This is a genomic window from Pseudomonas sp. R2-7-07, from assembly GCF_003852355.1.
Taxonomy (GTDB): Bacteria; Pseudomonadota; Gammaproteobacteria; order Pseudomonadales; family Pseudomonadaceae; genus Aquipseudomonas.
This window is the reverse complement of record NZ_CP027759.1, coordinates 22,618-48,008: the sequence shown is the minus strand read 5'-3', so window position 1 is coordinate 48,008 and position 25,391 is coordinate 22,618. Positions and strand designations below refer to the sequence as shown.

26 protein-coding genes are annotated in these 25,391 nt (G+C 60.5%); 11 read left to right on the top strand and 15 right to left on the bottom strand.

Annotation, left to right across the window (positions count from 1 at the left end):
• Positions 1-85: 85 nt before the first annotated feature.
• Positions 86-628, top strand: a complete 543-nt coding sequence (locus tag C4J86_RS00235) for a gamma carbonic anhydrase family protein (protein WP_124360614.1) — start codon at positions 86-88, stop codon at positions 626-628.
• Positions 625-1,284 carry an HAD family hydrolase gene (locus C4J86_RS00230; RefSeq protein ID WP_124369068.1) on the top strand — a complete coding sequence of 220 codons (660 nt, stop codon included), beginning with the start codon at positions 625-627 and terminating at the stop codon, positions 1,282-1,284. The genes C4J86_RS00235 and C4J86_RS00230 overlap by 4 nt, the downstream gene beginning before the upstream one ends.
• Positions 1,285-1,300: 16 nt before the next feature.
• Here C4J86_RS00230 and C4J86_RS00225 read toward each other — a convergent pair whose 3' ends face one another.
• Positions 1,301-4,189 (bottom strand): RHS repeat domain-containing protein, encoded by a 2,889-nt coding sequence (locus C4J86_RS00225; RefSeq protein WP_124369067.1) that lies wholly within the window; start codon positions 4,187-4,189, stop codon positions 1,301-1,303.
• A 72-nt stretch (positions 4,190-4,261) separates the two neighbouring features.
• A complete protein-coding gene (locus C4J86_RS00220; RefSeq protein ID WP_124369066.1) occupies positions 4,262-5,347 on the bottom strand; it encodes an aminopeptidase in 1,086 nt (361 codons plus the stop codon).
• A gap of 116 nt (positions 5,348-5,463) precedes the next feature.
• Here C4J86_RS00220 and C4J86_RS00215 point away from each other — a divergent pair, with 116 nt between their 5' ends.
• A complete protein-coding gene (locus C4J86_RS00215) occupies positions 5,464-5,886 on the top strand; it encodes a hypothetical protein (protein WP_124365264.1) in 423 nt (140 codons plus the stop codon).
• Here C4J86_RS00215 and C4J86_RS00210 read toward each other — a convergent pair whose 3' ends face one another.
• The gene (locus C4J86_RS00210; protein WP_124360609.1) at positions 5,887-6,126 is read right to left on the bottom strand and encodes a DUF1161 domain-containing protein; all 240 of its coding nucleotides are present in this window, start codon (positions 6,124-6,126) and stop codon (positions 5,887-5,889) included.
• 256 nt (positions 6,127-6,382) lie between these two features.
• Positions 6,383-6,814, bottom strand: coding sequence for an OsmC family protein (locus C4J86_RS00205; RefSeq protein ID WP_124360608.1), 432 nt, complete (start codon positions 6,812-6,814; stop codon positions 6,383-6,385).
• Positions 6,815-7,029: 215 nt separating this feature from the next.
• Between C4J86_RS00205 and C4J86_RS00200 the strand changes: the two genes are divergently transcribed.
• Entirely contained in the window at positions 7,030-8,031 is a 1,002-nt protein-coding gene (locus tag C4J86_RS00200; RefSeq protein WP_124369065.1) for an LLM class flavin-dependent oxidoreductase, read from the top strand.
• A gap of 153 nt (positions 8,032-8,184) precedes the next feature.
• On the opposite strand, the gene C4J86_RS00195 is transcribed toward C4J86_RS00200, so the two are convergent.
• Together C4J86_RS00195 and C4J86_RS00190 are read right to left on the bottom strand one after the other, a co-directional pair.
• Positions 8,185-8,409: a DUF1161 domain-containing protein gene (locus C4J86_RS00195; RefSeq protein WP_124369064.1), complete on the bottom strand. Its 225-nt coding sequence runs from the start codon at positions 8,407-8,409 to the stop codon at positions 8,185-8,187.
• Between the two features lie 116 nt (positions 8,410-8,525).
• A complete protein-coding gene (locus tag C4J86_RS00190; protein WP_057725727.1) occupies positions 8,526-8,741 on the bottom strand; it encodes a dodecin in 216 nt (71 codons plus the stop codon).
• 157 nt (positions 8,742-8,898) lie between these two features.
• On the opposite strand from C4J86_RS00190, the gene C4J86_RS00185 reads away from it, so the two are divergent.
• Entirely contained in the window at positions 8,899-9,225 is a 327-nt protein-coding gene (locus C4J86_RS00185; RefSeq protein ID WP_003170746.1) for a YqjD family protein, read from the top strand.
• Here C4J86_RS00185 and C4J86_RS00180 read toward each other — a convergent pair.
• Positions 9,222-10,118 carry a LysR family transcriptional regulator gene (locus tag C4J86_RS00180; protein ID WP_124369063.1) on the bottom strand — a complete coding sequence of 299 codons (897 nt, stop codon included), beginning with the start codon at positions 10,116-10,118 and terminating at the stop codon, positions 9,222-9,224. The two genes, C4J86_RS00185 and C4J86_RS00180, sit on opposite strands and share 4 nt — an antisense overlap.
• Before the next feature lie 111 nt (positions 10,119-10,229).
• Here C4J86_RS00180 and trpB point away from each other — a divergent pair, with 111 nt between their 5' ends.
• Positions 10,230-11,456: a tryptophan synthase subunit beta gene (gene trpB, locus C4J86_RS00175; protein ID WP_124369062.1), complete on the top strand. Its 1,227-nt coding sequence runs from the start codon at positions 10,230-10,232 to the stop codon at positions 11,454-11,456.
• Positions 11,456-12,265: a tryptophan synthase subunit alpha gene (gene trpA / locus C4J86_RS00170; protein ID WP_124369061.1), complete on the top strand. Its 810-nt coding sequence runs from the start codon at positions 11,456-11,458 to the stop codon at positions 12,263-12,265. The genes trpB and trpA overlap by 1 nt, the downstream gene beginning before the upstream one ends.
• A 57-nt stretch (positions 12,266-12,322) precedes the next feature.
• On the opposite strand, the gene C4J86_RS00165 is transcribed toward trpA, so the two are convergent.
• The 6 genes from C4J86_RS00165 to C4J86_RS00140 all read right to left on the bottom strand — a co-directional run bounded on the left by C4J86_RS00165 (position 12,323) and on the right by C4J86_RS00140 (position 18,063).
• Entirely contained in the window at positions 12,323-13,633 is a 1,311-nt protein-coding gene (locus C4J86_RS00165; RefSeq protein ID WP_124369060.1) for an MFS transporter, read from the bottom strand.
• A 179-nt stretch (positions 13,634-13,812) separates the two neighbouring features.
• Positions 13,813-14,961: a galactonate dehydratase gene (dgoD, locus tag C4J86_RS00160; RefSeq protein WP_124369059.1), complete on the bottom strand. Its 1,149-nt coding sequence runs from the start codon at positions 14,959-14,961 to the stop codon at positions 13,813-13,815.
• 48 nt (positions 14,962-15,009) lie between these two features.
• Positions 15,010-15,630 carry a 2-dehydro-3-deoxy-6-phosphogalactonate aldolase gene (locus tag C4J86_RS00155; RefSeq protein WP_124369058.1) on the bottom strand — a complete coding sequence of 207 codons (621 nt, stop codon included), beginning with the start codon at positions 15,628-15,630 and terminating at the stop codon, positions 15,010-15,012.
• A 1-nt stretch (position 15,631) separates the two neighbouring features.
• Positions 15,632-16,591 (bottom strand): 2-dehydro-3-deoxygalactonokinase, encoded by a 960-nt coding sequence (locus tag C4J86_RS00150; protein WP_124369057.1) that lies wholly within the window; start codon positions 16,589-16,591, stop codon positions 15,632-15,634.
• 164 nt (positions 16,592-16,755) lie between these two features.
• Positions 16,756-17,082 (bottom strand): DOPA 4,5-dioxygenase family protein, encoded by a 327-nt coding sequence (locus tag C4J86_RS00145; RefSeq protein WP_124369056.1) that lies wholly within the window; start codon positions 17,080-17,082, stop codon positions 16,756-16,758.
• A 30-nt stretch (positions 17,083-17,112) separates the two neighbouring features.
• Positions 17,113-18,063, bottom strand: coding sequence for a LysR family transcriptional regulator (locus C4J86_RS00140; RefSeq protein ID WP_124369055.1), 951 nt, complete (start codon positions 18,061-18,063; stop codon positions 17,113-17,115).
• Positions 18,064-18,166: 103 nt separating this feature from the next.
• Here C4J86_RS00140 and betC point away from each other — a divergent pair, with 103 nt between their 5' ends.
• From betC to C4J86_RS00120, 3 genes are all read left to right on the top strand, one after another.
• The gene (gene betC / locus C4J86_RS00135) at positions 18,167-19,681 is read left to right on the top strand and encodes a choline-sulfatase (RefSeq protein ID WP_124369054.1); all 1,515 of its coding nucleotides are present in this window, start codon (positions 18,167-18,169) and stop codon (positions 19,679-19,681) included.
• Positions 19,682-19,697: 16 nt separating this feature from the next.
• Positions 19,698-20,612: a choline ABC transporter substrate-binding protein gene (gene choX / locus C4J86_RS00130; RefSeq protein WP_124369053.1), complete on the top strand. Its 915-nt coding sequence runs from the start codon at positions 19,698-19,700 to the stop codon at positions 20,610-20,612.
• Between the two features lie 183 nt (positions 20,613-20,795).
• Positions 20,796-22,364: a SulP family inorganic anion transporter gene (locus C4J86_RS00120; protein ID WP_124369051.1), complete on the top strand. Its 1,569-nt coding sequence runs from the start codon at positions 20,796-20,798 to the stop codon at positions 22,362-22,364.
• A 113-nt stretch (positions 22,365-22,477) separates the two neighbouring features.
• On the opposite strand, the gene aroE is transcribed toward C4J86_RS00120, so the two are convergent.
• Both aroE and hemF read right to left on the bottom strand, forming a co-directional pair.
• Positions 22,478-23,296 (bottom strand): shikimate dehydrogenase, encoded by an 819-nt coding sequence (aroE, locus tag C4J86_RS00115; RefSeq protein WP_124369050.1) that lies wholly within the window; start codon positions 23,294-23,296, stop codon positions 22,478-22,480.
• Positions 23,296-24,228, bottom strand: a complete 933-nt coding sequence (hemF, locus tag C4J86_RS00110; protein WP_124369049.1) for an oxygen-dependent coproporphyrinogen oxidase — start codon at positions 24,226-24,228, stop codon at positions 23,296-23,298. Before hemF ends, aroE begins: the two co-directional genes overlap by 1 nt.
• Positions 24,229-24,388: 160 nt before the next feature.
• Between hemF and C4J86_RS00105 the strand changes: the two genes are divergently transcribed.
• Positions 24,389-25,366: a quinone oxidoreductase gene (locus tag C4J86_RS00105; RefSeq protein ID WP_124369048.1), complete on the top strand. Its 978-nt coding sequence runs from the start codon at positions 24,389-24,391 to the stop codon at positions 25,364-25,366.
• The last annotated feature ends 25 nt before the right edge of the window (positions 25,367-25,391 follow it).

The window sequence follows — 25,391 nt, the reverse complement described above, 5'->3', positions numbered from 1 at the left end:
GAAAAAACAGATAAGACAAAGATGGGGGCATCTTAATTACAATCAACACCCACCGCAGCTATCAGTACAACAGAGAGAGGCTATCGTGACCCTTCGCACCTATCAGAACCACACGCCAACCCTGGGCACCGGGGCTTTTGTCGATGTTTCGGCGGTGGTGATCGGCGATGTCGAAATCGGCGCCGACAGCTCAGTCTGGCCCTTGACGGTGATTCGCGGCGATATGCACCGCATCCGTATCGGCGCGCGCACCAGCGTGCAGGATGGCTGCGTGCTGCACATCACCCACGCCGGCCCGTTCAACCCGGACGGTTTCCCACTGTTGATCGGTGACGACGTGACCATCGCCCATAAAGTCATGCTGCATGGCTGCACCGTGGGGAGTCGCATCCTGATCGGCATGGGCAGCATCGTGATGGACGGCGCCGTGGTGGAGGATGACGTGATCATCGGGGCCGGCAGCCTGGTGCCGCCGGGCAAGAAACTCGACAGTGGCTTTTTGTACGTCGGCAGCCCGGTTAAACAGGTGCGCCCTTTGACTGACAAGGAGCGGGCCTTTTTCACCTACAGCGCAGCGAACTACGTGAAGCTCAAAGACCTGCACCTGGCTGAAGGATTCGACCGATGACCCTGCACCACCCAACCGTGCTGTTCGACCTCGATGGCACCCTCACCGACCCACGTGAGGGCATCACCCGCTCGATCCAGTACGCCCTTGGCAAGCTGGGCATCGACGAGCCGGACCTGTCCCGCCTCGAACACTTCATCGGCCCGCCGTTGCTGCAAGCGTTCATGCAATTCTATGGCTTCGACGAAGCCAAGGCGTGGCAAGCGGTGAATTTTTATCGCGAGCGTTTCAAGGTCACCGGGCTTTATGAAAACCATGTGTTCGATGGCGTGATGCCCTTGCTCGAAGAACTGAACAGCCAAGGCCGCCAGCTGTATGTGGCCACCTCCAAACCGTGGGAATTTGCCCGTGAGATCGCACGGCATTTCGACTTCGCCAAGCACTTCAAGGTGATTTACGGCAGCGAGCTGGATGGCACGCGCACCAACAAGGTCGAGCTGATCGCCCACCTGGTGCGTGAAGAAGGGCTGGACCCGACCACCACCTTGATGATCGGTGACCGCAAGCATGACCTGATCGGCGCGCGCAGCAATGGGCTCGACTCGGCGGCGGTGGGGTATGGGTTTGGCAGCTTTGCAGAGTTGAATGCCGAAGCGCCGACCTGGCATTTTGAAACATTGGCCGAGTTGCACCAGGCGTTTATGGGCCACCGCTAACACGCCACGCGGGTTTTCAAGGCCTCCGTCTGCGCATTGGAGCATGTGCGGCCGGTGAGCTTGCAGGGTGAGCGGATATTCCACTGGTTAACAGGTTTTTTCTGCGCTGATAATCGGCTTTATTGAGGTGCAAGGCGGCCAACAAAGAAAAATAATGAGCGTTGGCCTCTGCACTGGTGGCAAGTGAAATCCTCTGACTGCGCAGTCGATTCAAATAGGACGATAACGTGTCCTCGGTGGCCGAACTGCCGCCTTCATCGTGGGTCGCGAGTGCGCTGTGAGTGACTTCATGAATGAAGGTATGAGCAATTTCCTTTGCAGAAGACCGTTCTAGAAAATCCCGCTGAAAATACATCAGACGTTTTACGCTTGGCATCGTCAGCCTGCCGGACGCCAATGTGCCTCTGGCTGAAATAGCCTCTACCGTCGTCCTGCCTTCATGGTGCTCCATGACGCTTATTCTGTGTAAGTTGTCATGGTAATAACTCACCGCAGACATCGTTTCCTGCAGATTGCTCGAGCCCTGCGCCGCCCCGAAGAACAATGCATCCAGCTGATTCAATTCAGTTGCGTTAGCAGGATCATTGATCGCCGCATACGCTGCATTCAACAGGACAGAAGCTGCCTGCGCACCCGCCACGAGCTTTTTATAACTGGGTGACCCTACCCACAATGAATGGCGGATTTCATCCGAAACGTTGCGTACTGCGGCAAAACCTACGCCTCCCGCAACGAACGCGCCGAACGCCACTGAGGGCCCCACAATGCCCGTCAGCTTGGCCCCTAGCGCAGCAACCCCGCCCAGTACCACGCCCTGTGCAGCGCCCACGGACATGTGATGCCCAAAGCTTGGCAGCCTGCCTTGACCTGCCGAACTCCAGTCGGTGGGCAAGGATGTAATCATCCCTTGACGATCAACCCTGTTCATCGGGTTGTTATGCACCATCCTGTATCGATTCAGTCCGTCAAGTGTCCCTGCCAGGTCCGGGCTGATCCAACGCTGCAACCAGGGTGCGTAGTAACGCAACCCGTAGTAATACAGCCCAGTAGCATCGCGCTCCTTGCCACTGTAGCGGCAAGTTTTATAGCGTGCCTCGATGGCGCCTCTCGCCGCCCACCACGCAGTGCTGCCAAATGGGTAATAACTTTCCTGACTGATCAGCAGGGCCTTTTCATCCAGCTCCAGGGTGCTGCTGCCCAAATGATCCGCCAAGTTGCAACGAATGGAATTGTTCGCAAGCTCGGAAGGACGACCTTTTTCCCATTGAAGTATCCGCACGCTGTAGCGACCGACTTCAATATTCAAGACATTCAGCCATTCGCCGCTGGCACTGTCGCGCCGTACTTCCAGCCCCGGCAGATAGCACACCTGCGCACGATGAGTGAGTGCGCCCGCCCGGACCAAACTATTTTTTATCACGCGCCGGCCGAACGCATCATAGCCGTACAGCTCTTCATCGTTGGCCGCGCCCTCCCGGGTCACCAAGGCAACACTGATCAGTCGGTTGGACACATCCCAGTTCATGGTCTGCCCACGCTCGAGTTGCTGCTGGTTGCCATTGAGGTCGAAGCCCTTGCCCAATGCGGGCGACTCGATCAATGGGCCTGTAGTCGGCAGACTTTGGTTTCCGAGCGTCGCTACCCTCATTGTTCGCGTGTAACCGCTGCCGTTGCTAGGCACATGCTGCAGCTTTTGCAGATTGCCATCGGCGTCATAGGTATAGGTTCGGGTGTAGTTGCGCCATTGGCTATCATCTGCGGCGCCGAAAGTCACCCGCCTTGGCAGCCCCGATCCAGCGCTATTGTGCGCATTCTCTCGCCCATTGGCCTGGACCAGCTGATACAAAGTGTCATATTGATAATGGCTGACAGCCATGACCTGGGCGTTGCTTGACCATTGGATGGGTTGGGCTGCGTCGACGATTTTGATCACATTGCCGACGTGGTCATAGGTGTATGCCAAATCCTGCAGCCGCTCTTTCTTTGCCCTGCTGCGATAGGTCAATAATCGCTCCACACGCTGGCTGCGCGGGTCGTAGGTCCACTCGCTCACTACGCCGTTCCCAGCACGTTGCGTTAGCATCTGACCATGGGCGTTGTAGTCGGCCCCATCCGCGATGACCTGACGAGTACCGCCCGCCAGGGTGATGCCAACTTCCAGTAGCTCACCGGTGCGTCCATAACGACTGTCTTTTACATTGTTTTTTGCATCTACCTGCTCAAGCGCTTCCCCCAATGCACTGAAGCGCCATGACGTCACGAAGTCTTCATCCTGCAATAAAGCTTCTCGCTGTGTGGGTTGCAAGGGCCAGTTGACCGTCGCAATCTCTCGAAGAAAACGCTGCGCCTGCCTTGATACATGCCCCTGCAGGCCATACTCCTCAAAGCGCGTTCTGACGCACTCGCCGTCATGCAACACCAGCCGGCCGCAGCGATTATTCACCGCCTCAGCCGTTGAATAACCTGCATATTCCAACCTTTCTACACATCGCTCAGATGAATCATGGGCCGCTTGTTCAAACACCGCCACGGGCCGCAGCGAAGCGTCATAGTTGCACTTACGGTGAGCGCCGCGACCATCCCACCTGTGCACCCATTGACCCGCGCCCCCCAGTAACGTCAAGCGCCAGCCTGCATCCGTGCTAGCGCTGTAGATCGGCTGACCGCCAAGGCTGTAGACCGTCACGTGACTGGCTTTTTTCACCCCTTTGGCGTCACTTGCCATCCACTGACGTGGCCCGTACTGCTGCACGACGAAACCCGTGGCGTTGAACGCTTGACGGGTAATACGCGCCTCAAGCTCGACTTGGGCAGTCGGCCGGTAATAAGCGACCGTGCGCACAGCCAACCCGCGTGGATCGATCGCCGTTAACGTTGGTGTGTTTTGATGCAAGGGTAGAGACATGAGGAAACCCTGACGCTGTAAAGGTCAGGAAACTCTAATGAGCGCGTCTCAGAGCAGTGGGATATGTAGATATTACTTGTATCTGCTCGCGTCAAACGTGCTCTGCGCATCCATCCCCTGGTATTCGTTCATCAATTGCCTCAAACGAATCTTGCGCTCTTGCGAAGCCAAACCGCCCAATGCGCGCACCGCCTGATAAAACCTGACCCAGTCCCCGCCTTCCTGCCGAAACAATGCTGCGAACGCCGGCACCCATTGGTCATACAGTCCGAAAGGCAACAGCCGTGCATTGTTCATCGGCTGGTTGATCCACGCGTCATAGCGCTTGTCACCGCCCCATTGGCTGTCGCGCATCTGTCGGTACTTAAGGCGCAGGCGTTCGAACTCCGCCGCCTTGGCCTGGCGCATGGCTTCGCGCGCCAAGGGCTGTGCGTAGAGGGTTTCCAGGCGTTTGCGGGTATCGAGAATCAGGCGAATGAACTGGTCACGCTGCTGCAGCGTCCCATCGCTCAGCGGCGCCAGGCCACGGGAAGCACGCCACTGCCGAGTACCTTCCTGCTCGACGAAGCTGGCGAATGACTCATTGAATTCGGTGTCGTCCTTCACATAGAAGCGCTGATGCGCCAGCTCATGGAAGATCAACGTGGCCAGGCGCTCATCGCCCCAGTGCAGCATCGAACTGATGATCGGGTCGTTGAACCAACCCAAGGTGGAATACGCCTCGACGCCGCCAATCGACACGTCCATGCCCTGTTGGCGCAGCAATGCCGCTTCGCCGCGTGCCGCGCCCTGGCTGTAATAGCCGCGGTAGGCGACGCAACCGGCGATGGGGAAACAGTGGTTTTCAGGCGATAGAGAAAATTCCTGCGTGGCGAAGACATTCCAGACCACATAGGGTCGGCCAATATCGGCGTAGAGCCGGTAACTTTGATTGTCGGGCAAGTGCAGGTGTTCGCTGGCGAAAGTGCGAGCTTTCTGGGATTGAACCAGATGTTCGCGCAACCCTTGAGGACGAGCTGGATCGGCGATCACCTCGGCCACCGGTTCCCGCGCCCGCAGCAGTTGCCACTGGCCACTTGCCAACTGGCTGTAATAACTGACGCTGGAGCAGCCGCTGAGCAGCACCGCGATCAACCCCGGAAGAAAACGCCTGATCATGCCGCGACTGCTCCTGGTTGATGTGTTCGCCAGACCGATACGCTTGAAGTGAATTTGAATGTTCCACACGATGGCGTGTTTATACTCAAACTATCTCCTCGCATTGAGTACCTGCCATGCGCCAGCTTCTGTATCCCATCGCCGCCCTGTTCCTCAGCGCTTGCGCATCGACGCCCATCCCGCCAGTCGACCCGCAGCAGGCCTGGGTAGACTTCACTACGCCGACACCAGGCTCCAAAATGGTCATGGCTCAGCGGCTGGACGGGAAAAACCTCGACGACGGGCGCTTTTTCCAAATGCCGCCCGGCCCCCACGAACTGATGGTGCGCTTCGATTTCGAAGTGCCCGCCGGCGGTGGTTTGGGAGGGCTCAGCCAGATGATGTATCGAACCTGCTTCATGACCTTGCAGTACGACCATTTCCAGGCTGGCCAACGCTACGTACTGGAAGGTCGCTCACTGGCCTTCACCCCCAACATCCGCCTGTATGACTCGGCGCGTCAGTTGCTGGCCGAAGAGCGCAGTGTGAACTGCATCTGATCAGTCGTTGTTTTTCTGGTAGAGGATGCGCTTGGTGCCGTTTTCGCACGAGCCGACAATCATGGCGCTGTCGTGGTTCTTGGCTTCTTCGGCAGTGATGATTTCCAGGGTGTAGGACGGGATCGCCTTGGCCTGGATATTCACTTCGATTTCCTTCCTGAGCTCTTCACAATCTTTTGGCGCGGCCACGGCCGAAGTGGCCAATACACCGCAGATGATTGCCAAGGCAAAACGTTTCATGTGTGAAGCTCCCTGAATGCATGCGCACGAGTGTGCGCCTAGGCTGCATAGGCTATAGGACCACATCTATGAAATACGAGTTCTGATTTAACGCAAAACTAAATGTGGCAGGGGGCAAGCCCAGATACCAGCCAGTCAGGGCCATTTGTAGGAGCGAGCTTGCTCGCGAAGAACATCCAGGCAACGCGTTCATTCTGGATAAACGCGGTGGCCCTGAGTTTTTCGCGAGCAAGCTCGCTCCTACATGGAAGGTGTGTCAGTTAACCAGTGTGGCGTCCAGAGTGATGGTTGCGTTCAGCACTTTGGACACCGGGCACCCTTCCTTGGCCTTTTTGCTCAGTTCGTCGAACTGCGCCTGGCTGGCGCCTGGGATCTTGGCCTTAAGAACCAGATGCACGGCGGTAATCGCAAAACCACCCTCGACCTGGTCGAGGCTAACTTCGGCCTGGGTGTCGATGCTGTCAGCCTTCAGGCCCGCGTCGCCGAGAATCATGGAAAAGGCCATGGAGAAACAGCCGGCGTGGGCCGCGCCGATCAGCTCTTCAGGGTTGGTGCCCTTGCCGCCTTCGAAACGCGCCTTGAAGCCGTAGGGTGCTTCGCGCAGTACGCCGGTTTCCGTGGAAATGGAACCCAGGCCAGTCTTCAGATCGCCTTCCCAATGCGCGGATGCCTTTTTAACGATACTCATAGCTTTCTCCTCGAACGGTAGTTTTGCGTCGGTAAGGTTCTGAGGATAGACGCGGCGGCAAAGTTCACCTTGTCGGAAAAACCTACCATTTAAGTAGGAAATATCTTGTTGGCTATTGAATCTCGGGTATATGCCCTCATTGCATAGAACATGCACATGAAGCGGCAGGTTTTGGTTCGTCTAAGAAGCCTGCGCCCCCATTGGAGAAGCAGGCTATGAAAACGCTGTCCGACGTGAAGTATTCGACCCTCGACCTGGTGCCCGTTCGCGCCAACGGCAGTCCAGCGCAATCGCTGCGCAATTCCCTGGACCTTGCCCAGCATGTGGAAAAACTCGGCTACAACCGTTTCTGGGTGGCTGAACACCACAATATGGACGGTATCGCCAGCTCGGCCACTTCAGTATTGCTTGGCTACCTGGCCGGGGGCACTTCGACCATCCGTGTCGGCTCCGGCGGGGTGATGCTGCCCAACCATGCGCCGCTGGTGATTGCCGAGCAGTTCGGCACCCTGGAAAGCCTGTACCCCGGCCGTATTGACCTGGGCCTGGGCCGTGCGCCTGGTTCCGACCAGATGACCGCCCGCGCCCTGCGTCGTGAACGCTCCGGCAGTGCCGACGACTTCCCAGAAGATGTGGCCGAACTGATGGCCTACCTCGGCCCACGCACGCCCGAGCAACGGGTGATCGCGGTACCGGGCACCGGCACCAACGTGCCGGTATGGCTGTTGGGCTCAAGCCTGTTCAGCGCGCAATTGGCCGGTGAACGTGGCTTGCCCTACGCCTTCGCCTCACATTTCGCACCGCGCCTGATGCATGAAGCGATTCGCGTGTACCGCAATCACTTCAAGCCTTCGGCCGTGCTGGAAAAGCCCTACGTCATGCTCGGCATTCCGCTGGTGGCCGCTGACACCGATGAACAGGCTGACTACCTGGCCACCTCGGTGTACCAGCGCATTCTCGCGCTGATGCGCGGGCAAAGCCTGGTGCAGCGCCCACCGGTGAAAACCATGGACGGCCTGTGGCTGCCCCACGAAAAAGACGCGGTCGGCAGTTTCCTCGGCTTGGCGATGGTGGGCAGCCCGGCGAAGATCCGCGCCAAACTGGAGGTGCTGATCGAGCAGACCGGCGCTGATGAACTGATCTTTACCTGCGACCTGTACGAGCATGCCGACCGGATTCATTCCTACGAACTGCTGGCGCAATTGATGAAGGGCTAAACCCCGGACAAAAAAAACCGACGCGCCTGTGGCGAGGGAGCTTGCTCCCGCTGGGCTGCGAAGCGGCCCCAAAAAAAAAGGGAGCGCTGCGCACTCCAGCGGGAGCAAGCTCCCTCGCCACAAGTGCGTCGGTTTTAGGTCTGCAACACGGGCTTAACCGCGCTTGTACACGATTTCCTTGGTGCCGCCTTCACAGCTGCCAATCACCTTGGCATCGGCTGCTGCACCTTTGTCGACAACATCCAGTGAATAGTGCTGAACGCCTTTAGCATCGAGCTTCGCAGCCAACTCGCTTTTCAGCTCTTCACAAGGCTTGCCCGCCGCCAGGGCCGTGCCGGCGATGCTCAACAAACCTGCCGCTAACAGAAACTTCTTCATCCGATACTTTCCTTGCGCTGGTCGAAAAGAGCGTGCCGACGCTTATGGCGTCGGCACCCATTATGTGTAGCGCAGGTTATGGCAATCGGCCAGCGATCAAAGTTCCACGCGCCCGATCAACTACTGGCAATTCGGAATCCCACCTTCAGGGTGACCTGATAGTGCGCGACCTTGCCATTCTCGATATGCCCACGGGTTTCAGTCACTTCAAACCACTCCAGGTGCTTGAGGCTTTTGCTGGCTTCGGCCAAAGCATTCTGGATCGCATCTTCGATGGTGGTGGTGGACGAACCCACCAATTCGACTTTCTTGTAGGTGTGATGTTCGCTCATGGTGTTTCTCCTGTAGGTCGTCAATCAAGACTAGCAGTGAATATTCGTACTGCTTGAGGCGACCGCTCGGCCACGAAAGTTCAGATTTAATGCACTTTCTGAAACAGCCGCAGTCGGTATCTACACATGCCACTCAATCACTTCAGGAGATGTCCACATGGCCAACACTTCTTTACGCAAAGCGTCGCTGGAAAGCATGGAAGCCGAGATTTCGAGCCTGCTCAAATCCCTTGAGAGCCTCAAGGATGATGCATCCGATGAGTCGCGCAAAACGCTGAAGGCCCTGAAAAGCAATGCCGAGAATGCCCTCAAGCACTCTCGCCACCTGATCAGCGATGCCTATGAAGAAAGCAAAGTCAAAATTCGTGAAACCGGTGTCGCTACTCGGGACTACGCCCAAGAGCACCCGTGGACCACAGCCGGCGTCGCTGTAGGTGCACTCGGCCTGCTGGCCGCCTACCTGCTGTGCAAGCGCGGCGACTAAACCGGTTGGCGCGCCAGCTCAGCCTTGAGCCACTGCGCCAATTGCCCGGCGCGCCCGTCTGCGGCGCGCTTGGGTAGCCACAACGCCAGGTGCGCCGGGGTTTCACTGAAGCCCCACGGCGCCACCAGGCGACCTGCTCGCAGGTCCTCTGCCACCAGCGGCTCGGGCGCGATTGCCACACCCAGCCCTGCAACCGCCGCTTCCAGCAAATAATACAAATGCTCAAAACCCTGGCCGAGCTTCAGCGCGCCGGGATCGATTGCGTGTTGCTGCGCCCAACTCGGCCAGGCCTGCGGACGTGACGTGGTGTGCAGCAGCGCTTCGCCACACAAGGCTGCAGCGGGCGCGTGAAGCAGGCGCGCGTAACCTGCAAATCGCGGACTCATCACCGGGCCAATACGCTCGCTTGCCAACTCATACACCTGCATATCCACTGGCCACGGTGGCTCGGCGAATACCAACAGGGCGTCCAGCCCTGGGCGTCGCGGGTCCAGATCGCCTTCGCCCGCCGACAGGTGTAAACGCAAGTCCGGCAGGTCCGCATTCAAGCGTCCCAAGCGTGGAATAAACCAGCGCGCCAGCAAACTGCCTGAACAACCAAGCACAAACGGCGCATCAGCGCTGTTTTGGCTGAGTTCGGCGCAAACATCCCGCAGACGTTCAAACGCCTCGGCACTGACATCGCGCAGCCTGGCCCCGGCATCTGTGAGTTTAAGGCCGCGCCCATCCTTGACGAACAGGCTGACGCCCAAGTGTTCTTCCAGCACTTTCAATTGGCGACTGACTGCGCCATGGGTGACGTGCAGTTGCTCGGCCGCCTGGCTGACGCTGCTGAGGCGGGCGGTGGCTTCAAACGCGCGTAGCGCGTTAAGCGGCGGAAGGTCTCGACTCATTTGTGAGTTTTCCTGACAGGTTGCGGCGATCTTATCGGTTTTCAGCCGGGAGCGGCAGGGGTAGAGTGGCCTTCATTGTTCTCTACACCCCATTCTTTCCTGGAGCGCCCCATGACCCAGTCCCAGACCGATCTGCGCAACGGCCCTGACGCCAACGGCCTGTTTGGCGCGTTTGGCGGCCGCTACGTCGCTGAAACCCTGATGCCGTTGATCCTTGAACTGGCCCGTGAATACGAAGCCGCCAAGATCGATCCGGCATTCAACGAAGAATTGGCCTACTTCCAGCGCGACTACGTCGGCCGCCCAAGCCCGCTGTACTTCGCCGAACGCCTGACCGAGTTCTGCGGCGGCGCCAAGATCTACCTCAAGCGCGAAGAGCTGAACCACACCGGCGCGCACAAGATCAACAACTGCATCGGCCAGATCCTGCTGGCACGCCGCATGGGCAAGAAACGCATCATCGCCGAGACCGGCGCCGGCATGCACGGCGTGGCTACCGCCACCGTGGCCGCGCGTTTCGGCCTGCAATGCGTGATCTACATGGGCACCACCGACATCGAGCGCCAACAGGCCAACGTGTTCCGCATGAAGCTGCTGGGGGCGGAGGTGATCCCGGTGGTCGCCGGCACCGGCACCCTGAAAGACGCCATGAACGAAGCCCTGCGCGACTGGGTGACCAATGTCGACAGCACCTTCTACCTGATCGGCACCGTGGCCGGCCCGCATCCGTACCCGGCCATGGTCCGCGACTTCCAGGCCGTCATCGGCAAGGAAACCCGCGACCAGCTGCAAGCCCAGGAAGGCCGCCTGCCGGACAGCCTGGTAGCGTGCATCGGTGGCGGTTCCAACGCCATGGGCCTGTTCCACCCGTTCCTGGATGACACCAGCGTCGAAATCATCGGCGTTGAAGCGGCCGGCCACGGCATCGAAACCGGCAAGCACGCCGCCAGCCTCAACGGCGGAGTACCCGGCGTACTGCACGGCAACCGCACCTTCCTGCTGCAGGACGATGATGGCCAGATCATCGACGCCCACTCGATTTCCGCAGGCCTGGACTACCCCGGCATCGGCCCTGAACACGCCTGGTTGCACGACATCGGCCGCGTCCAGTACACCTCTGTGACTGACGATGAAGCCCTCGACGCCTTCCACAAATGCTGCCGCCTGGAAGGGATCATTCCCGCGCTGGAAAGCGCACATGCCCTGGCTGAAGTGTTCAAGCGCGCGCCGACCTTGCCTGCCGATCACCTGATGGTGGTCAACCTTTCCGGCCGTGGCGACAAAGACATGCAGACGGTGATGCACCATATGCAAACCTCCCAGCAGGAGAAACACTGATGAGCCGCCTGCACACCCGCTTTGCACAGCTGAAAGAACAAAACCGTGCCGCCCTGGTGACCTTCGTCACCGCCGGCGACCCGGGTTATGACACCTCGCTGGCCATCCTCAAAGGCTTGCCCGCCGCTGGCGCCGACGTGATCGAACTGGGCATGCCCTTCACCGACCCGATGGCTGATGGCCCGGCGATCCAGTTGGCCAACATCCGTGCGCTGGAAGCCAAGCAGAACCTGGCCAAAACCCTGCAGATGGTCCGCGAGTTCCGCAAGGACAACAACGACACGCCGCTGGTGCTGATGGGTTACTTCAACCCGATCCACAAATACGGCGTGCCGCAGTTCATTGCCGACGCCAAGGAGGCCGGGGTCGATGGCCTGATCGTGGTCGACATGCCGCCCGAGCATAACGGCGAGCTCTGCGACCCGGCCCAGGCCGCTGGCATCGACTTTATCCGCCTGACCACCCCGACCACAGACGACGTACGTTTGCCGACCGTACTCAATGGCAGCTCCGGCTTTGTGTACTACGTGTCGGTCGCCGGCGTGACCGGTGCCGGCGCCGCGACCCTGGAACACGTCGAGGAGGCCGTCGCCCGCTTGCGTCGCCACACTGACCTGCCGATCAGCATCGGCTTCGGTATCCGTACACCGGAGCAAGCGGCGGCCATCGCGCGCCTGGCGGACGGTGTGGTGGTGGGTTCTGCGCTAATCGATCACATCGCCAACGCCAGCAGCGACCAGCAAGCGATCGATGGCGTATTGAGCCATTGCGCGGCGCTGTCGCAAGGCGTGCGTAACGCCCGTAAGTAAGCGCCCGTAAGCAGTCACCAGGGAGCTCGCTGTGAGGCGGAGCTCCCTCGCCACAGGTTATTCGTTCAGCTCGATCCGCTCAACCTTGCCCACCAGCAACACGTAGGACAGCGCCCCAAGCAACGCCAGCACCGCAATGTAGGTAATCGCTGGCGCAAACGAATCACCGCTGGCGAGAAAGCCAATCACGATTGGCGTGGCAATGGCCGACAGGTTGCCGATGAAGTTGAACACGCCACCGGTCAGGCCCAACAGACGTGCGGGGGCCAGCGTGGACACCAGCGACCAGGTGATCGACGCCAGGCCATTGCCGAAAAACGCCAGCGCCAGGAAGGCAATCACCCAGGCTGTGGAGTCCACGTAGTTGGCGCCGATGATCGCGGTGGAAATCAGCAGCCCGCCAATGATCGGCAACTTGCGCGCAAAGCCCACCGAGGCGCCCCGGCGAATCAGCCAATCGGAAAAAATCCCCGAGCACAGCACGCCGACGAACGCCGCCAGAAACGGCAACGAGGCCAGCAGGCCGGACTTGATGAAATCCATCCCGCGATACTTCACCAGGTAGGTCGGGAACCAGGTCAGGAAAAACCACAGGGTCGAGTTCAGGCAAAACTGCCCCAGGTAGATGCCCCACAATTTGCGCTTGCTCAGCACAATACCGAGGTCGACCCAACTGAACGGCGCCTTGGTCGCTTGCGCCTGCATATCCACCAGGCCGCCGCCGTCGCGGATCAACTGGATTTCCGCCGCGTTGGCGCCTTTGAAATCCTTGGGCTCGCGATACACCGCATACCAGATCACCGCCCATAGGATGCCGACACCACCGGTGGCGACGAACACCATGTGCCAGCCGAACGCATGCTGCAGCCAGGCCAGCACGGGGGTGAGAAACGCCAGCCCGACGAACTGCCCGGAGGTGTAGACGCCAATCGCCGTGGCGCGCTCGCGCTCGGGAAACCAGGTGGTCACGACCCGGCTGTTGATCGGGTAGGCCGGGGCTTCCAGGGCGCCGACGGCCATGCGCAACACGAACAAGGCGATGAAGCTGGCGGCAAAGCCGAGCATGACGGTGGCGATCGACCACAGCAGCAGGGCCGCAGTGTAGAGAATGCGCGGGGGCACACGGTCTACCAGCCAGCCGCCAGGAATCTGCATGGCGGCGTAGGTCCAGCCGAACGCCGAGAAAATCAGCCCGACATGGACTGGGTCGATGCCCAGCTCGCTGGTCAGCGCAGGGGCGGCAATCGACAGGTTGCTGCGGTCGAGGTAGTTGATCACCACGGTGATGAACAGCAGCACCATGATGAAGAAGCGCTTTCGGCTAGGCGTGACTAAGGAAGCCTGTCCGCTCGAGGGTTCAGGATGCATGGGGTGCCTCTTCTTGTGTTTATTGAGGTCTGGATAGGACTGACTGAAGAAACCGAATCAAATGTGGGAGGGGGCTTGCTCCCGATAGCGGTGAACCTGCCGCCAAAGTGTCGTCTGACACTCCGCTATCGGGAGCAAGCCCCCTCCCACATTTCTAACCGTGTTCGATCAGTTGGAAATCACCACTCGGCAAAACTGCCGTCAGCGTGACGCCAGATCGGGTTGCGCCAGCGATGACCAATGGCCGCCCGCTCGATCACATATTCCTCGTTGATCTCAATGCCCAGGCCCGGGCCGTTGGGGATCTTCACGAAGCCCTGGTCATAATCGAACACACCGGGGTCGCGCACGTAGTCGAGCAGGTCGTTGCTCTCGTTGTAGTGAATGCCCAGGCTTTGTTCCTGGATAAAGGCGTTGTAGCAAACCGCATCCAGTTGCAGGCAGGCCGCCAGGGCAATCGGGCCCAGCGGGCAGTGCAGGGCCAGTGCCACGTCGTAGGCTTCGGCCATGCTGGCGATCTTGCGGGTTTCGGTGATGCCGCCGGCGTGGGACGCATCCGGCTGAATAATGTCGACGTAGCCTTCGCTGAGCACACGCTTGAAGTCCCAGCGCGAGAACAGGCGCTCGCCCAGGGCAATCGGGGTGCTGGTCAGCGGTGCGAGTTCTTTGAGGGCCTCGTAGTTTTCGCTGAGCACCGGCTCTTCGATGAACATCAGCTTGTACGGGTCCAGCTCCTTCATCAGCACCTTGGCCATCGGCTTGTGCACACGGCCATGGAAATCGACGCCGATGCCCACGTTAGGGCCGACCGCATCGCGCACGGCGGCGACGTTGGCCAGGGCCAGGTCGACTTTTTCGAAGCTGTCGACGAACTGCAGCTCTTCAGTGCCGTTCATTTTCACCGCAGTGAAACCACGGGCCACGGCCTCTTTAGCGGCGCGGGCAGTGTCCGCCGGGCGGTCGCCACCGATCCACGAATACACGCGGATCTTGTCACGCACCTGGCCACCCAGCAGGTCGCTGACCGAAACGCCCAGGGCCTTGCCCTTGATGTCCCACAACGCCTGGTCGATACCGGCGAGGGCGCTCATATGCACCGCGCCACCGCGGTAGAAACCGCCGCGGTAGAGCACGGTCCAGATGTCTTCGATATTGCGTGGGTCTTTACCGATCAGGTAGTCGGACAATTCTTCGACGGCAGCGGCCACGGTGTGGGCGCGACCTTCAACCACGGGCTCACCCCAGCCGGTGACACCCTGGTCGGTTTCGACCTTGAGGAAGCACCAGCGCGGCGGGACGATGAAGGTCGTCAGTTTGGTGATTTTCATCTGTTATCTCTCTTGTAGATGCGGCGCCAGCAGGCGCGGAACTTGGAATCAGCCCAGGGCTTTCCAGGCTGCGACGTATGCCTGGGCGCGGCTCGCGACCTGCTCCACGGACATGCCCGGCTTGAACAAGCCCGAGCCCAGCCCGAAGCCTTTGGCACCGGCGTCGGTGAATACCTGCATGTTGTCCGGGGTGATACCGCCTACCGGCAGCAGCAACGTGCCCGCCGGCAATACCGCGAGCCACGCCTTGATCACCGCCGGGCCCATTTGCTCGGCCGGAAACAGCTTCAGCACGTCGGCACCTTCGGCCAGTGCGGCAAAGGCCTCGGTCGGCGTGGCCACGCCCGGTGACAGGTACAGGCCCGCCGCTTTCGCCGCACGCAATACCTTGGCATCGCTGTGCGGCATGACGATCACTTGGCCGCCGGCGGCTTTGACCTGCTCGACCTGCTCGGGCGTCAACACCGTACCGGCACCGATCAGGCAATCGGCGGGCAGGCTGTCGCGCAGGGTGCGGATGCTGGTGTAGGGGTCCGGCGAGTTCAGCGGCACCTCGATCACGCGAAAACCGGCCTGGTACAGTACCTGGCCGACAGCTTGGGCTTCGTCCGGACGCACACCGCGCAGGATCGCGATCAAACCGTTTTGTGCGAGTGCTTTCTTGAGCATGTCAGGCCTCCGTTACAGGTTGAGTGAGCCCGGCCGCCTCGGCCAGTTGCCACAAGCCGCGCTCGCTGGCTTCCTGCGCCATGCTGACGTGGGCGAAGCCGCACTGGGCGAGGGCGCGTTGATAGCGGGCGCAGAGAGGGGCGGCGCCGACCAGGATGATCGGCTTGCGTTTGGCGCTGTCGGGTAAACCGGCGAGTTCATGGCCGATCAGCAGGCCGGACAGGTAGTCGGGCTGCTGCTCAGGCGTAAGTTCGGCGGTCAGCCCGAGGGTGCGCGCACTGAACAGGGTCGAGAGCACGCCGCGCTGGCCGTCCGCCGACAGCGCGACAGCCACGCCTCGGTCAAACGCCTCGGTGTGGAAATGTTCCGATGATTGCTGGGTACGTCCCAGGATGCTGTGCTTACTCAATATGGCGAACAGCTCGCCGGTCATGAACGTGTCGAAGTGCGTGATACAGCCCTCGACCACCTCGACCCATTTGGAATGGCTGCCCGGCAGGCCGATCAGTACGTCGGTGGCGAGCCCGTGCAGCACACCGAGTACCTGGGTTTCTTCGCCGCGCATCACATTGGGCAGGCCGACCTGTTCGATCACGCCCGGCACGATATGCACATCGACGCCACGCATGCTGCGCACCTTGTGCAGTGCCTGGCCCAGGCTGGCGACATCCACCGGGGTGTTGCGATAAGCCGCTTCGCTCCAACCCTGTGCGCTACCCACCATGCCGCAGGCGATCACCGGCAGTTCGGGCTGGGCGTCGAGCCAATCCCCGCAGGCGCTATCGAATGCCAACTCAAAGCCATTACTGCAGCGAACACCCGCGATGTCACGCGGTTCGCTGGGCAAATGCATGATGCCCCAGGGCAGTGAGCGTTGTTCAAGCACCACGCCGGCGGGGCCTAGTTTGTAAGCACGAAGGGAGCTGGTTCCCCAATCGAGCGCGATCAATTGCGCCTGCATCGCTTCACCTGAAATGAGTGGGTGCTGAAAAAAGCAGATGGGCGAATATAAACCTATGCCTGGCAATATCTCAATATATAAATAAGAGTCCCATATATTGGGAGATAGGCGCGCAAAATCTTACACATCCTTAGGAAGAGGCGAGTTGCGTCAGCAAATAACGGTTAAAAAATAGACAAATCCAGCTCGCGCATCGCACCCATCCAGACCGCGTAATCGGTGTGGTCCTTCAGGTCATCGCCGGTGTCAGGGTGCAGGAACACCACCAGGCCATTGCGATGCAGCGCCAGCCAGGGCAGCACCACGCCGATGTATTCCGGCTCGAACGCCAGCTGGCAACTCCAGTCCGGATGCGGGCCGACCGGACGCTCATGCACGCGCCCCATGCGCAGCGGAAAGAGCGCAGCTGCGTCTTCACACAAGGTGCGCGCCTGGTCGATCGTGCTGGCGCCGAAGTAGATATGGGCGTGATAGCCCTTGATACGTTGCATGCCGGACTCCGGTTCCACTGTGCAGCGATCCTAGACCGCAATTGACGGCAGGGCCAGCCCGGTCAATGACTGTGCGCTGCTGGCCTGCTCCGCCACCAGCCAATCGACAAACCGTTCGACCAACTGCCGACGACGCTTGCGCTGGGGCTGCACCACGTAATAGCCGAAACGCGAGATCACCGTGTCGCTGATCGGCCGGCACAACCAGTTCTGCTCCAGCAGGTCATCCACCAAGTGGCGCCAGCCGATCGCGACGCCCTGGCCGGCAATGGCCGCCTGAATCAGCAGCGTGTAATTGTCGAAGCGCAATTGCCCTGGGGTGGGCGCGGCGCTGATTCCCAGCTCGCGAAACACGCCGGCCCAGTCGAACCAGTGGCGGTTGTTTTCCTGGCGCAAGTGCAGCAACGGGTAGTCCGGCAGGGTCTGCACCGTCAGCGCGGTGGCCTGGTGCTTGAGCCACTGCGGGCTGCACACCGGGAACACTTCCTCGTTGAACAGCCACAGGCTGTCGCCTTGCTTGAAGCGTCCGTCACCGAACAGCACCGCCACGTCGATGTCACTGCGCAGGCTGGCGTGGTTGCGCTCGCTGGTCACCAGGCTCACATCCACCTGCGGGTTGGCCTGGTGGAAACGATGCAGGCGCGGCATCAGCCAGTAGGCGGCGAAGGCGAAGTCGGTGGCCACTTGCAGCACTTCATGCTGGTCTTGCTCGGTGACGGTGCTCAAGCCCAGGTTAATGGTGTGCAGGCCGGCCTGGACGTGTTCAAACAGCAGGGCGCCCGCTTCGGTCAACTCGATGCCACGGTAGATGCGGTCGAACAAGCGGATCGCCAGCTGCTCTTCGAGGCGTTTGATCTGCTGGCTGATGGCCGGCTGGGTGGTGCCCAGCTCCATCGCGGCGGCAGTGAAACTGCGCTGACGCGCCGCCGCTTCGAACGCGCGCAGCAGGTCGAGGGAGAGGTCACCAAGCGCTTCATACATAAGCTGTGCTTATCCTAGGCATTGTTCTTCATGGGCTTTACCACGCGGTCAGCGGGTTGCATGCTCATTCGCATAAACACTGCCTATGGAATGCCGAGAACCCATGAAGCGCAAGAACATTCTTTTCATCATGGCCGATCAAATGGCCGCACCGATGCTGCCCTTCTACGGATCTTCCCCGATCAAGTTGCCGAACCTGAGCCGCCTCGCCGAACACGGCGTGGTCTTCGACGCTGCCTACTGCAACAGCCCGCTGTGTGCGCCTTCGCGCTTTACCCTGGTCAGCGGCCAGCTGCCAAGCAAGATCGGCGCCTATGACAACGCGGCAGACTTCCCGGCCGATGTACCCACTTACGCCCACTACCTACGGCGCCTCGGCTACCGCACCGCGCTGTCGGGCAAGATGCATTTCTGCGGTCCCGACCAGTTGCACGGTTATGAAGAGCGCCTGACCAGCGACATCTACCCGGCGGACTACGGATGGGCGGTGAACTGGGATGAACCGGATGTACGCCCCACCTGGTACCACAACATGGCCTCCGTGCTGCAAGCCGGGCCGTGCGTGCGTACCAACCAGCTGGATTTCGACGAAGAGGTGGTGTTCAAGGCTCAGCAATACCTGTTCGATCACATTCGTGAGGACGGCGATCAACCGTTCTGCCTGACCGTGTCAATGACCCATCCCCACGACCCGTACACCATTCCCAAGCCGTTCTGGGACCTGTACGACGACGCCGACATCCCCTTGCCTGCAACGCCAGCGCAGGATGATCTCGACCCGCACTCCCAGCGTTTGCTCAAGGTCTACGACTTGTGGGACAAGCCGCTGCCTGTGGATAAAATCCGCGATGCGCGCCGTGCCTACTTCGGCGCGTGCAGCTACATCGACAGCAACGTCGGCAAGCTGCTACAAACCCTGGAAGACACCGGCCTGGCGGATAACACCATCATCATCTTCTCCGGCGACCATGGCGACATGCTGGGCGAACACGGCCTCTGGTACAAAATGCACTGGTTCGAGATGGCCGCCCGCGTGCCGCTGCTGATCAGCGCGCCGGGACAATTCGCGGCGCGCCGTGTGACCCAGGCCGTGTCGACCGCCGACCTGTTGCCGACCCTGGTGGAATTGGCCGGCGGCGAGCTGGACCCACGCCTGCCACTGGATGGCCGCTCGCTGCTGCCGCACCTGCAAGGCGAGGGCGGGCACGACGAAGTGTTTGGCGAATACATGGCCGAAGGCACCATCAGCCCGCTGATGATGATTCGCCGAGGCGCCTACAAATTCATCTACAGCGAAGACGACCCTTGTCTGCTGTTCGATGTGCACAACGACCCGCACGAGCGGGAGAACCTCAGCCAGTCACCGAAACACCGGCCACTGTTCGAGGCGTTTTTGAACGAAGCGCGGGCCAAATGGGACATCCCGGCGATCCACCAACAAGTGCTCGCCAGCCAACGCCGCCGTCGCCTGGTATTCGAGGCACTGACCCACGGCAAGCTGAAGAGCTGGGATCACCAGCCCCTGGTAGACGCCAGTCAGCAGTACATGCGCAACCATATCGACCTCGACGACCTGGAGCGCAAGGCACGTTATCCACAACCCTGCCAAAACCAATAAATACAGAGGGAAGGCCATGCAAAAATTAACGGTTGTGCTGGGCATTCTGGCGTTGAGCAGCGCCAATGCCTACGCGGACGCCAGTTGTGAAACGGTGAAAATGGCCGACCCCGGCTGGAGCGACATCGCGGCGACCAACGCCATCACCGGTTTTCTGCTGAGCGGCATGGGCTACAAGGCCAAGGTCGACACCCTGGCAGTGCCGATTACCTTCGGCGGGCTCAGGGACGGCCAGGTCGACGTGTTCATGGGCAACTGGATGCCGGCGCAGCAAGGCTTCTATGACAAGTTCGTGGCGAACGGCGAGGTGGTGCAACTGGCGAAGAACCTCGAAGGCACCGAGTTCACCCTCGCCGTACCGGACTACGTGTGGGAAGCCGGCGTGCATGATTTTGCCGATCTGAATAAATTTGCCGACAAGTTCGACAAGAAGATCTACGGCATCGGCTCCGGCGCACCGGCGAATATCTCGCTGCAGGAGATCATCAAGAAAAATGACTTCGAGCTTGGCCAGTGGAAGCTGATCGAGTCGAGTGAGCAGGCGATGCTGGCGGAAGTGTCACGGGCGGTGAAGAAGCAGAAATTCGTCACCTTCCTCGGCTGGACGCCGCACCCGATGAACGTGCAGTTGAAAATGCATTACCTCAAGGGCGGCGAGAAGTATTTTGGTGACACCGGCAGCGTCTACACGTTGACCCGCAAGGGTTATGCGCAAGCCTGCCCGAATGTGGGGAAACTACTGACCAACCTGAGTTTCACTCAGGCCATGGAGAACAGCATCATGGCTGACGTGGTGAACAACAAGGTCAGCAATGCGGACGCCGCGAAAGCTTGGATCAAGGCCAATCCGGCGGTGTTGGACAAGTGGCTGGAAGGTGTGAAGACGCTGGATGGCCAGGATGCGTTGGCCGCTGTGAAAGCCAAACTCTAAGACACACCACGATCCAAATGATGCGATCGTTCCCACGCTCCGCGTGGGAATGCATTCCTGGACGCTCTGCGTCCGCTTTAAAACCGTGACGCGGAGCGTCACATGAGGCATTCCCACGCAGAGCGGGGGAACGATCAGTGGCAGCCTGATACCCTAGCTCAAACCTTTTTATCCGAGCTCGCGATGCCCCGGCCCAACCGTCACACACTCTTTCCTTTTCTGAGTTGGCTCCCGCGCCAAACCCACGCCAGCGTCGGCCGGGACGCGGTGGTTGGCCTCAGCGGTGCCGTGCTCGCCTTGCCGCAGTCGATTGCTTACGCGCTCATCGCTGGTCTCCCACCCGAATACGGCCTGTACGCCGCAATCATCCCGGTATTGATCGCTTGCCTGTGGGGTTCGTCCTGGCACCTGATCTGCGGTCCTACCGCGGCGATCTCCATCGTGCTCTACGCCAGTATCAGCCCGCTGGCGGTGCCGGGTTCCCAGGATTACGTCACCTTGATCCTGCTGCTGACCTTCCTCGCCGGCGTTTTCCAGTGGCTATTGGGCATGCTGCGCTTCGGCGCGCTGGTGAATTTCGTCTCCCATTCCGTGGTACTCGGTTTCACCCTCGGCGCCGCCGTCGTGATTGCCCTAGGCCAGTTGCCCAACCTGCTGGGGCTGGAGCTTGCGAGCCAGGCCACCGCCATCAACAGCCTGCTGGCGCTGCTCGAGCATGGCGGCGAGTGGGACCGCGCCTCGCTCGCCCTGGGCTTGGGCACTTTGCTGGTGGGCGCGCTGCTCAAATACCTGATGCCGCGCTGGCCGACGCTGTTGATCGCCCTGGCCCTGGGCAGCCTGGCCGCGTGGCTGTGGCCGGCGCTGTTCGGGCATGTGGCGCTGGTCAGTGCGTTTATCGGCCAGCTGCCGCCCATGCGTTCATTGCCAATGGATCTGGATACGATCTTGCGTCTGCTACCAAGTGCCGTGGCAGTGGGCATGCTGGGGCTGGTGACCAGCCTGTCGATTGCGCGTTCACTGTCGGCGCGTTCCCAGCAATTGCTCGACGCCAATCAGGAAGTCCGAGCCCAGGGCTTATCCAATATCATCGGCGGATTTTTCTCCGGGTACGTGTCGGCGGGTTCCTTCACCCGGTCCGGTCTCAGTTACGAGGCGGGGGCCTGCTCGCCATTGGCCGGCGTGTTTTCCGCGCTCTGGGTGGCGCTGTTCGCGCTGTTTGGCGCGGGGCTGATCGCACACATTCCGATCCCAAGCATGGCGGCGAGCATCCTGCTGATCTGCTGGGGGCTGGTGGACCGCCGAGGCCTCCGTGCGTTGTTCCGTGTGAGCCGCGCCGAATTTGTGGTGATGGGCCTGACGTGTATCGCCACCTTGCTGCTGGAACTGCAAACGGCGATTTATGCGGGAGTGCTCGCGTCGCTTTTTTTCTACCTCAAGCGCACTTCGCAACCGCGCATTCAGCAGTGGCGCGACGGTGACGAGGATGTATTGCGAGTGGGTGGCTCGATCTTTTTTGGCGCCAGCCACTACCTGCAAGTGCGCCTGCAGAGTCTGCAGGGCGAGCGGGTGGTGATCGAGTCACAGCAGATCAACTTTATCGACTATTCCGGGGTGGAGATGCTGCATCAGGAGGCGCGGCGGTTGAAGGGGTTGGGGCGTAGCCTGACGTTGCGTGGCGCCAGGCCACACGTGGTTGAAGAATTGAAGAAACTGGAAGGCGCCGACAAGTGCCCCATCCATTTCGAAGACTGAACGCGGTCAAAAATGTGGGAGGGGGCTTGCTCCCGATGGCGGTCTGTCAGCTACTCATATGTTGACTGAAACACCGCTATCGGGAGCAAGCCCCCTCCCACATTTGATTTGTGTCAGGCCAACTGGCGGCGAAGCTCGGCCAGTACCGGCGCCGTCTCCGGGCGCACGCCGCGCCACAGGAAGAAGGCTTGCGCTGCTTGTTCCACCAACATACCCAGCCCATCCATCGCTACCGCAGCACCCTGTTCCTCAGCCCAGCGACAAAACGCGGTGGGCTCCTTGGCGTACATCATGTCGTAGCAGAACGTCTTGCCCGGTTCGATCAAACTGCCCGCAATCGGCGGTACATCGCCCGACAGGCTGGCGGAAGTGGCGTTGATGATTACGTCCACCGGCTCACGCAGCCAATCGAACCCACTGGCAGACACCGGCCCCAGGTCGTCGAACAGCTCGGCCAGCACTTCAGCTTTCTCCACGGTTCGGTTAGCGATAATCAGCGAGGCAGGCCTCTCGGCCAGCAGCGGTTCCAACACGCCGCGCACCGCGCCACCGGCGCCCAGCAGCAGGATGCGCTTGCCCTGCAGGTTCAACCCGGCGTTCACCGTCAGGTCGCGCACCAGGCCGGTGCCATCGGTGTTATCCCCCAGCAACGTGCCGTCGGCCAGCTTGCTCAGGGTATTCACCGCGCCGGCGCGTTGGGCGCGCTCGGTGAGGGTGTCGGCCAGCCGGAAAGCGTCTTCCTTGAACGGCACGGTGACGTTCGCGCCACGACCGTGTTGAAAGAACTCACGGGCGCAGCCGGTGAAATCCTCCTGCGGCGCGAGCAGTGTGCTGTAGTCCAGTTGCTCGCCGGTCTGCTCGGCAAACATGCGGTGAATCAACGGCGATTTGCTGTGGCCGATGGGATTGCCGAAGACAACATAGCGATCCATCACTCCACCGCCTTAGGCGCAGCCAGGCCGAGCCAGTCGCGGTCCTGCAGGAAGTAGTCGGTGAGGCGCGCTTCCTCGCTGCCGGCTTCGGCTTTCCAGTCGTAGCTCCAGCGTACCTGGGGCGGCAGCGACATCAGGATCGACTCGGTACGCCCGCCCGATTGCAGGCCGAACAGGGTGCCACGGTCATAGACGAGGTTGAACTCGACGTAACGCCCCCGGCGAAACTCCTGGAACTGGCGCTGCTGTTCGGTATAGGCCATCGCCTGGCGGCGTTGCACGATCGGCAGGTAGGCGTCGATATAGGCATCACCGATGGCGCGGATGAAGGCGAAGCAGGTGTCGAAGCCCCATTCGTTCAAATCATCGAAAAACAGGCCGCCGATGCCACGCGGCTCGTTGCGGTGCTTGATATGGAAATAGGTGTCGCACCAGGCTTTATAACGCGGGTAGACGTCCGCGCCGAATGGCGCACAGGCCTGCTCGGCCACGCGATGCCAGTGCACGCAATCCTCTTCATTGCCGTAGTACGGCGTGAGGTCAAAGCCGCCGCCAAACCACCACACCGGCTCTTCGCCTTCTTTTTCTGCGGTGAAAAAGCGCACATTGGCGTGGGACGTCGGCACATGGGGGTTATGGGGATGGATCACCAGTGACACCCCCAGCGCCTCGAAGCCGCGACCGGCCAGTTCCGGGCGGTGTGCACTGGCGGACGGTGGCAAGCCGCTGCCGAACACGTGGGAAAAGTTAACGCCGCCTTTTTCGATCACCGAACCGTTTTCAATCACACGGGTGCGACCGCCGCCACCGGCAGGCCGGGTCCAGGCGTCTTCGATAAAGCGTGTGTCCGTCTCGAAGGTTTCCAGGGCGCTGCAAATGCGGTCTTGCAGGTCAAGCAGGTAGGCTTTAACAGCCTCGGTGCGGGTAGTCATGGCATCACCTTGAATCGGGCAAAGCTACGCGAGGCCATTGGGCGTCGGCGGCAAATGGGCGCACAGGATACCACCGCACCCCGTGCCGTCGCAGTTGACGAAGATCAAGCTTAGGAGTCCGATAGGGGCCTTTGTATTATTCGACCCAAGGAGAAGGCAAATGGCCAAACGTATCCAGTTCAGCGCCCATGGCGGCCCCGACGTGCTCGAGTATGTGGACTACACACCAGCGGAGCCTGGCCCACAGCAGGTTCGGGTACGTAACGAAGCCATTGGCCTGAACTTCATCGACACTTACTTTCGCAGCGGCCTTTACGCACCACCGAGCTTGCCATCGGGGCTGGGCGCAGAGGGGGCGGGCGTGGTCGATGCCGTGGGCAGTGACGTCAGCCAGTTCAAGGTCGGCGACCGCGTGGCCTACGGCAGCGGCCCGCTGGGCGCCTACAGCCAGTTGCATGTCTTGCCCGCCGCCAACCTGGTGCATCTGCCAGACGAGATCAGCTTCGAACAGGCCGCCGGCGCCATGCTCAAGGGCCTGACCGTGCAGTACCTGTTGCGCCAGACGTATGAGTTGAAGGGCGGCGAAACCATTCTGTTCCATGCCGCTGCCGGCGGCGTGGGCTCCCTGGCCTGCCAATGGGCCAAGGCGCTGGGCGTCAAGTTGATCGGTACGGTGAGCTCACCGGAGAAGGCCGCCCTGGCCAAATCCCTGGGCGCCTGGGAAACCATCGATTACAGCAAGGAAAATGTCGCACAGCGCGTGCTGGAATTGACTGACGGAAAAAAGGTGCCGGTGGTGTATGACGGCGTCGGCAAAGACACCTGGCTGACCTCACTGGACAGCGTGGCACCGCGTGGCTTGCTGGTGAGTTTTGGGAATGCGTCGGGTGCGGTGGACGGGGTGAACCTGGGAATTCTGGCGGCGAAGGGTTCGCTGTATGTCACCCGCCCAACGCTGGCGACCTATGCGAGCAATCCAAAGGACTTGCAGGCAATGGCCGATGATCTCTTCTCGATGATCAAGAGCGGCAAGGTGCGCATTGATATCAACCAGCGTTATGCGCTGGCGGATGCGGCCAAAGCGCAGACCGAATTGTCCGCGCGTCGCACGACCGGCTCAACCATTCTGCTGCCTTAAGCAAGTCATCGGGGGCAATCCCCCT

Bases quoted from the DNA above. Each gene is read 5' to 3' on its own strand.
- C4J86_RS00210 (WP_124360609.1), bottom strand. From the start codon at position 6,126: ATGAAACGTTTTGCCTTGGCAATCATCTGCGGTGTATTGGCCACTTCG.
- trpA (WP_124369061.1), top strand. From the start codon at position 11,456: ATGAGCCGCCTGCACACCCGCTTTGCACAGCTGAAAGAACAAAACCGT.
- C4J86_RS00145 (WP_124369056.1), bottom strand. From the start codon at position 17,082: ATGCAACGTATCAAGGGCTATCACGCCCATATCTACTTCGGCGCCAGC.
- C4J86_RS00190 (WP_057725727.1), bottom strand. From the start codon at position 8,741: ATGAGCGAACATCACACCTACAAGAAAGTCGAATTGGTGGGTTCGTCC.
- C4J86_RS00180 (WP_124369063.1), bottom strand. From the start codon at position 10,118: ATGAGTCGAGACCTTCCGCCGCTTAACGCGCTACGCGCGTTTGAAGCC.
- C4J86_RS00185 (WP_003170746.1), top strand. From the start codon at position 8,899: ATGGCCAACACTTCTTTACGCAAAGCGTCGCTGGAAAGCATGGAAGCC.
- C4J86_RS00220 (WP_124369066.1), bottom strand. From the start codon at position 5,347: ATGATCAGGCGTTTTCTTCCGGGGTTGATCGCGGTGCTGCTCAGCGGC.
- hemF (WP_124369049.1), bottom strand. From the start codon at position 24,228: ATGACTACCCGCACCGAGGCTGTTAAAGCCTACCTGCTTGACCTGCAA.
- dgoD (WP_124369059.1), bottom strand. From the start codon at position 14,961: ATGAAAATCACCAAACTGACGACCTTCATCGTCCCGCCGCGCTGGTGC.
- C4J86_RS00225 (WP_124369067.1), bottom strand. From the start codon at position 4,189: ATGTCTCTACCCTTGCATCAAAACACACCAACGTTAACGGCGATCGAT.
- C4J86_RS00205 (WP_124360608.1), bottom strand. From the start codon at position 6,814: ATGAGTATCGTTAAAAAGGCATCCGCGCATTGGGAAGGCGATCTGAAG.
- C4J86_RS00195 (WP_124369064.1), bottom strand. From the start codon at position 8,409: ATGAAGAAGTTTCTGTTAGCGGCAGGTTTGTTGAGCATCGCCGGCACG.
- C4J86_RS00155 (WP_124369058.1), bottom strand. From the start codon at position 15,630: ATGCTCAAGAAAGCACTCGCACAAAACGGTTTGATCGCGATCCTGCGC.
- C4J86_RS00165 (WP_124369060.1), bottom strand. From the start codon at position 13,633: ATGCATCCTGAACCCTCGAGCGGACAGGCTTCCTTAGTCACGCCTAGC.
- C4J86_RS00105 (WP_124369048.1), top strand. From the start codon at position 24,389: ATGGCCAAACGTATCCAGTTCAGCGCCCATGGCGGCCCCGACGTGCTC.
- C4J86_RS00120 (WP_124369051.1), top strand. From the start codon at position 20,796: ATGCCCCGGCCCAACCGTCACACACTCTTTCCTTTTCTGAGTTGGCTC.
- C4J86_RS00215 (WP_124365264.1), top strand. From the start codon at position 5,464: ATGCGCCAGCTTCTGTATCCCATCGCCGCCCTGTTCCTCAGCGCTTGC.
- choX (WP_124369053.1), top strand. From the start codon at position 19,698: ATGCAAAAATTAACGGTTGTGCTGGGCATTCTGGCGTTGAGCAGCGCC.
- C4J86_RS00140 (WP_124369055.1), bottom strand. From the start codon at position 18,063: ATGTATGAAGCGCTTGGTGACCTCTCCCTCGACCTGCTGCGCGCGTTC.
- trpB (WP_124369062.1), top strand. From the start codon at position 10,230: ATGACCCAGTCCCAGACCGATCTGCGCAACGGCCCTGACGCCAACGGC.
- C4J86_RS00150 (WP_124369057.1), bottom strand. From the start codon at position 16,591: ATGCAGGCGCAATTGATCGCGCTCGATTGGGGAACCAGCTCCCTTCGT.
- betC (WP_124369054.1), top strand. From the start codon at position 18,167: ATGAAGCGCAAGAACATTCTTTTCATCATGGCCGATCAAATGGCCGCA.
- C4J86_RS00230 (WP_124369068.1), top strand. From the start codon at position 625: ATGACCCTGCACCACCCAACCGTGCTGTTCGACCTCGATGGCACCCTC.
- C4J86_RS00200 (WP_124369065.1), top strand. From the start codon at position 7,030: ATGAAAACGCTGTCCGACGTGAAGTATTCGACCCTCGACCTGGTGCCC.
- aroE (WP_124369050.1), bottom strand. From the start codon at position 23,296: ATGGATCGCTATGTTGTCTTCGGCAATCCCATCGGCCACAGCAAATCG.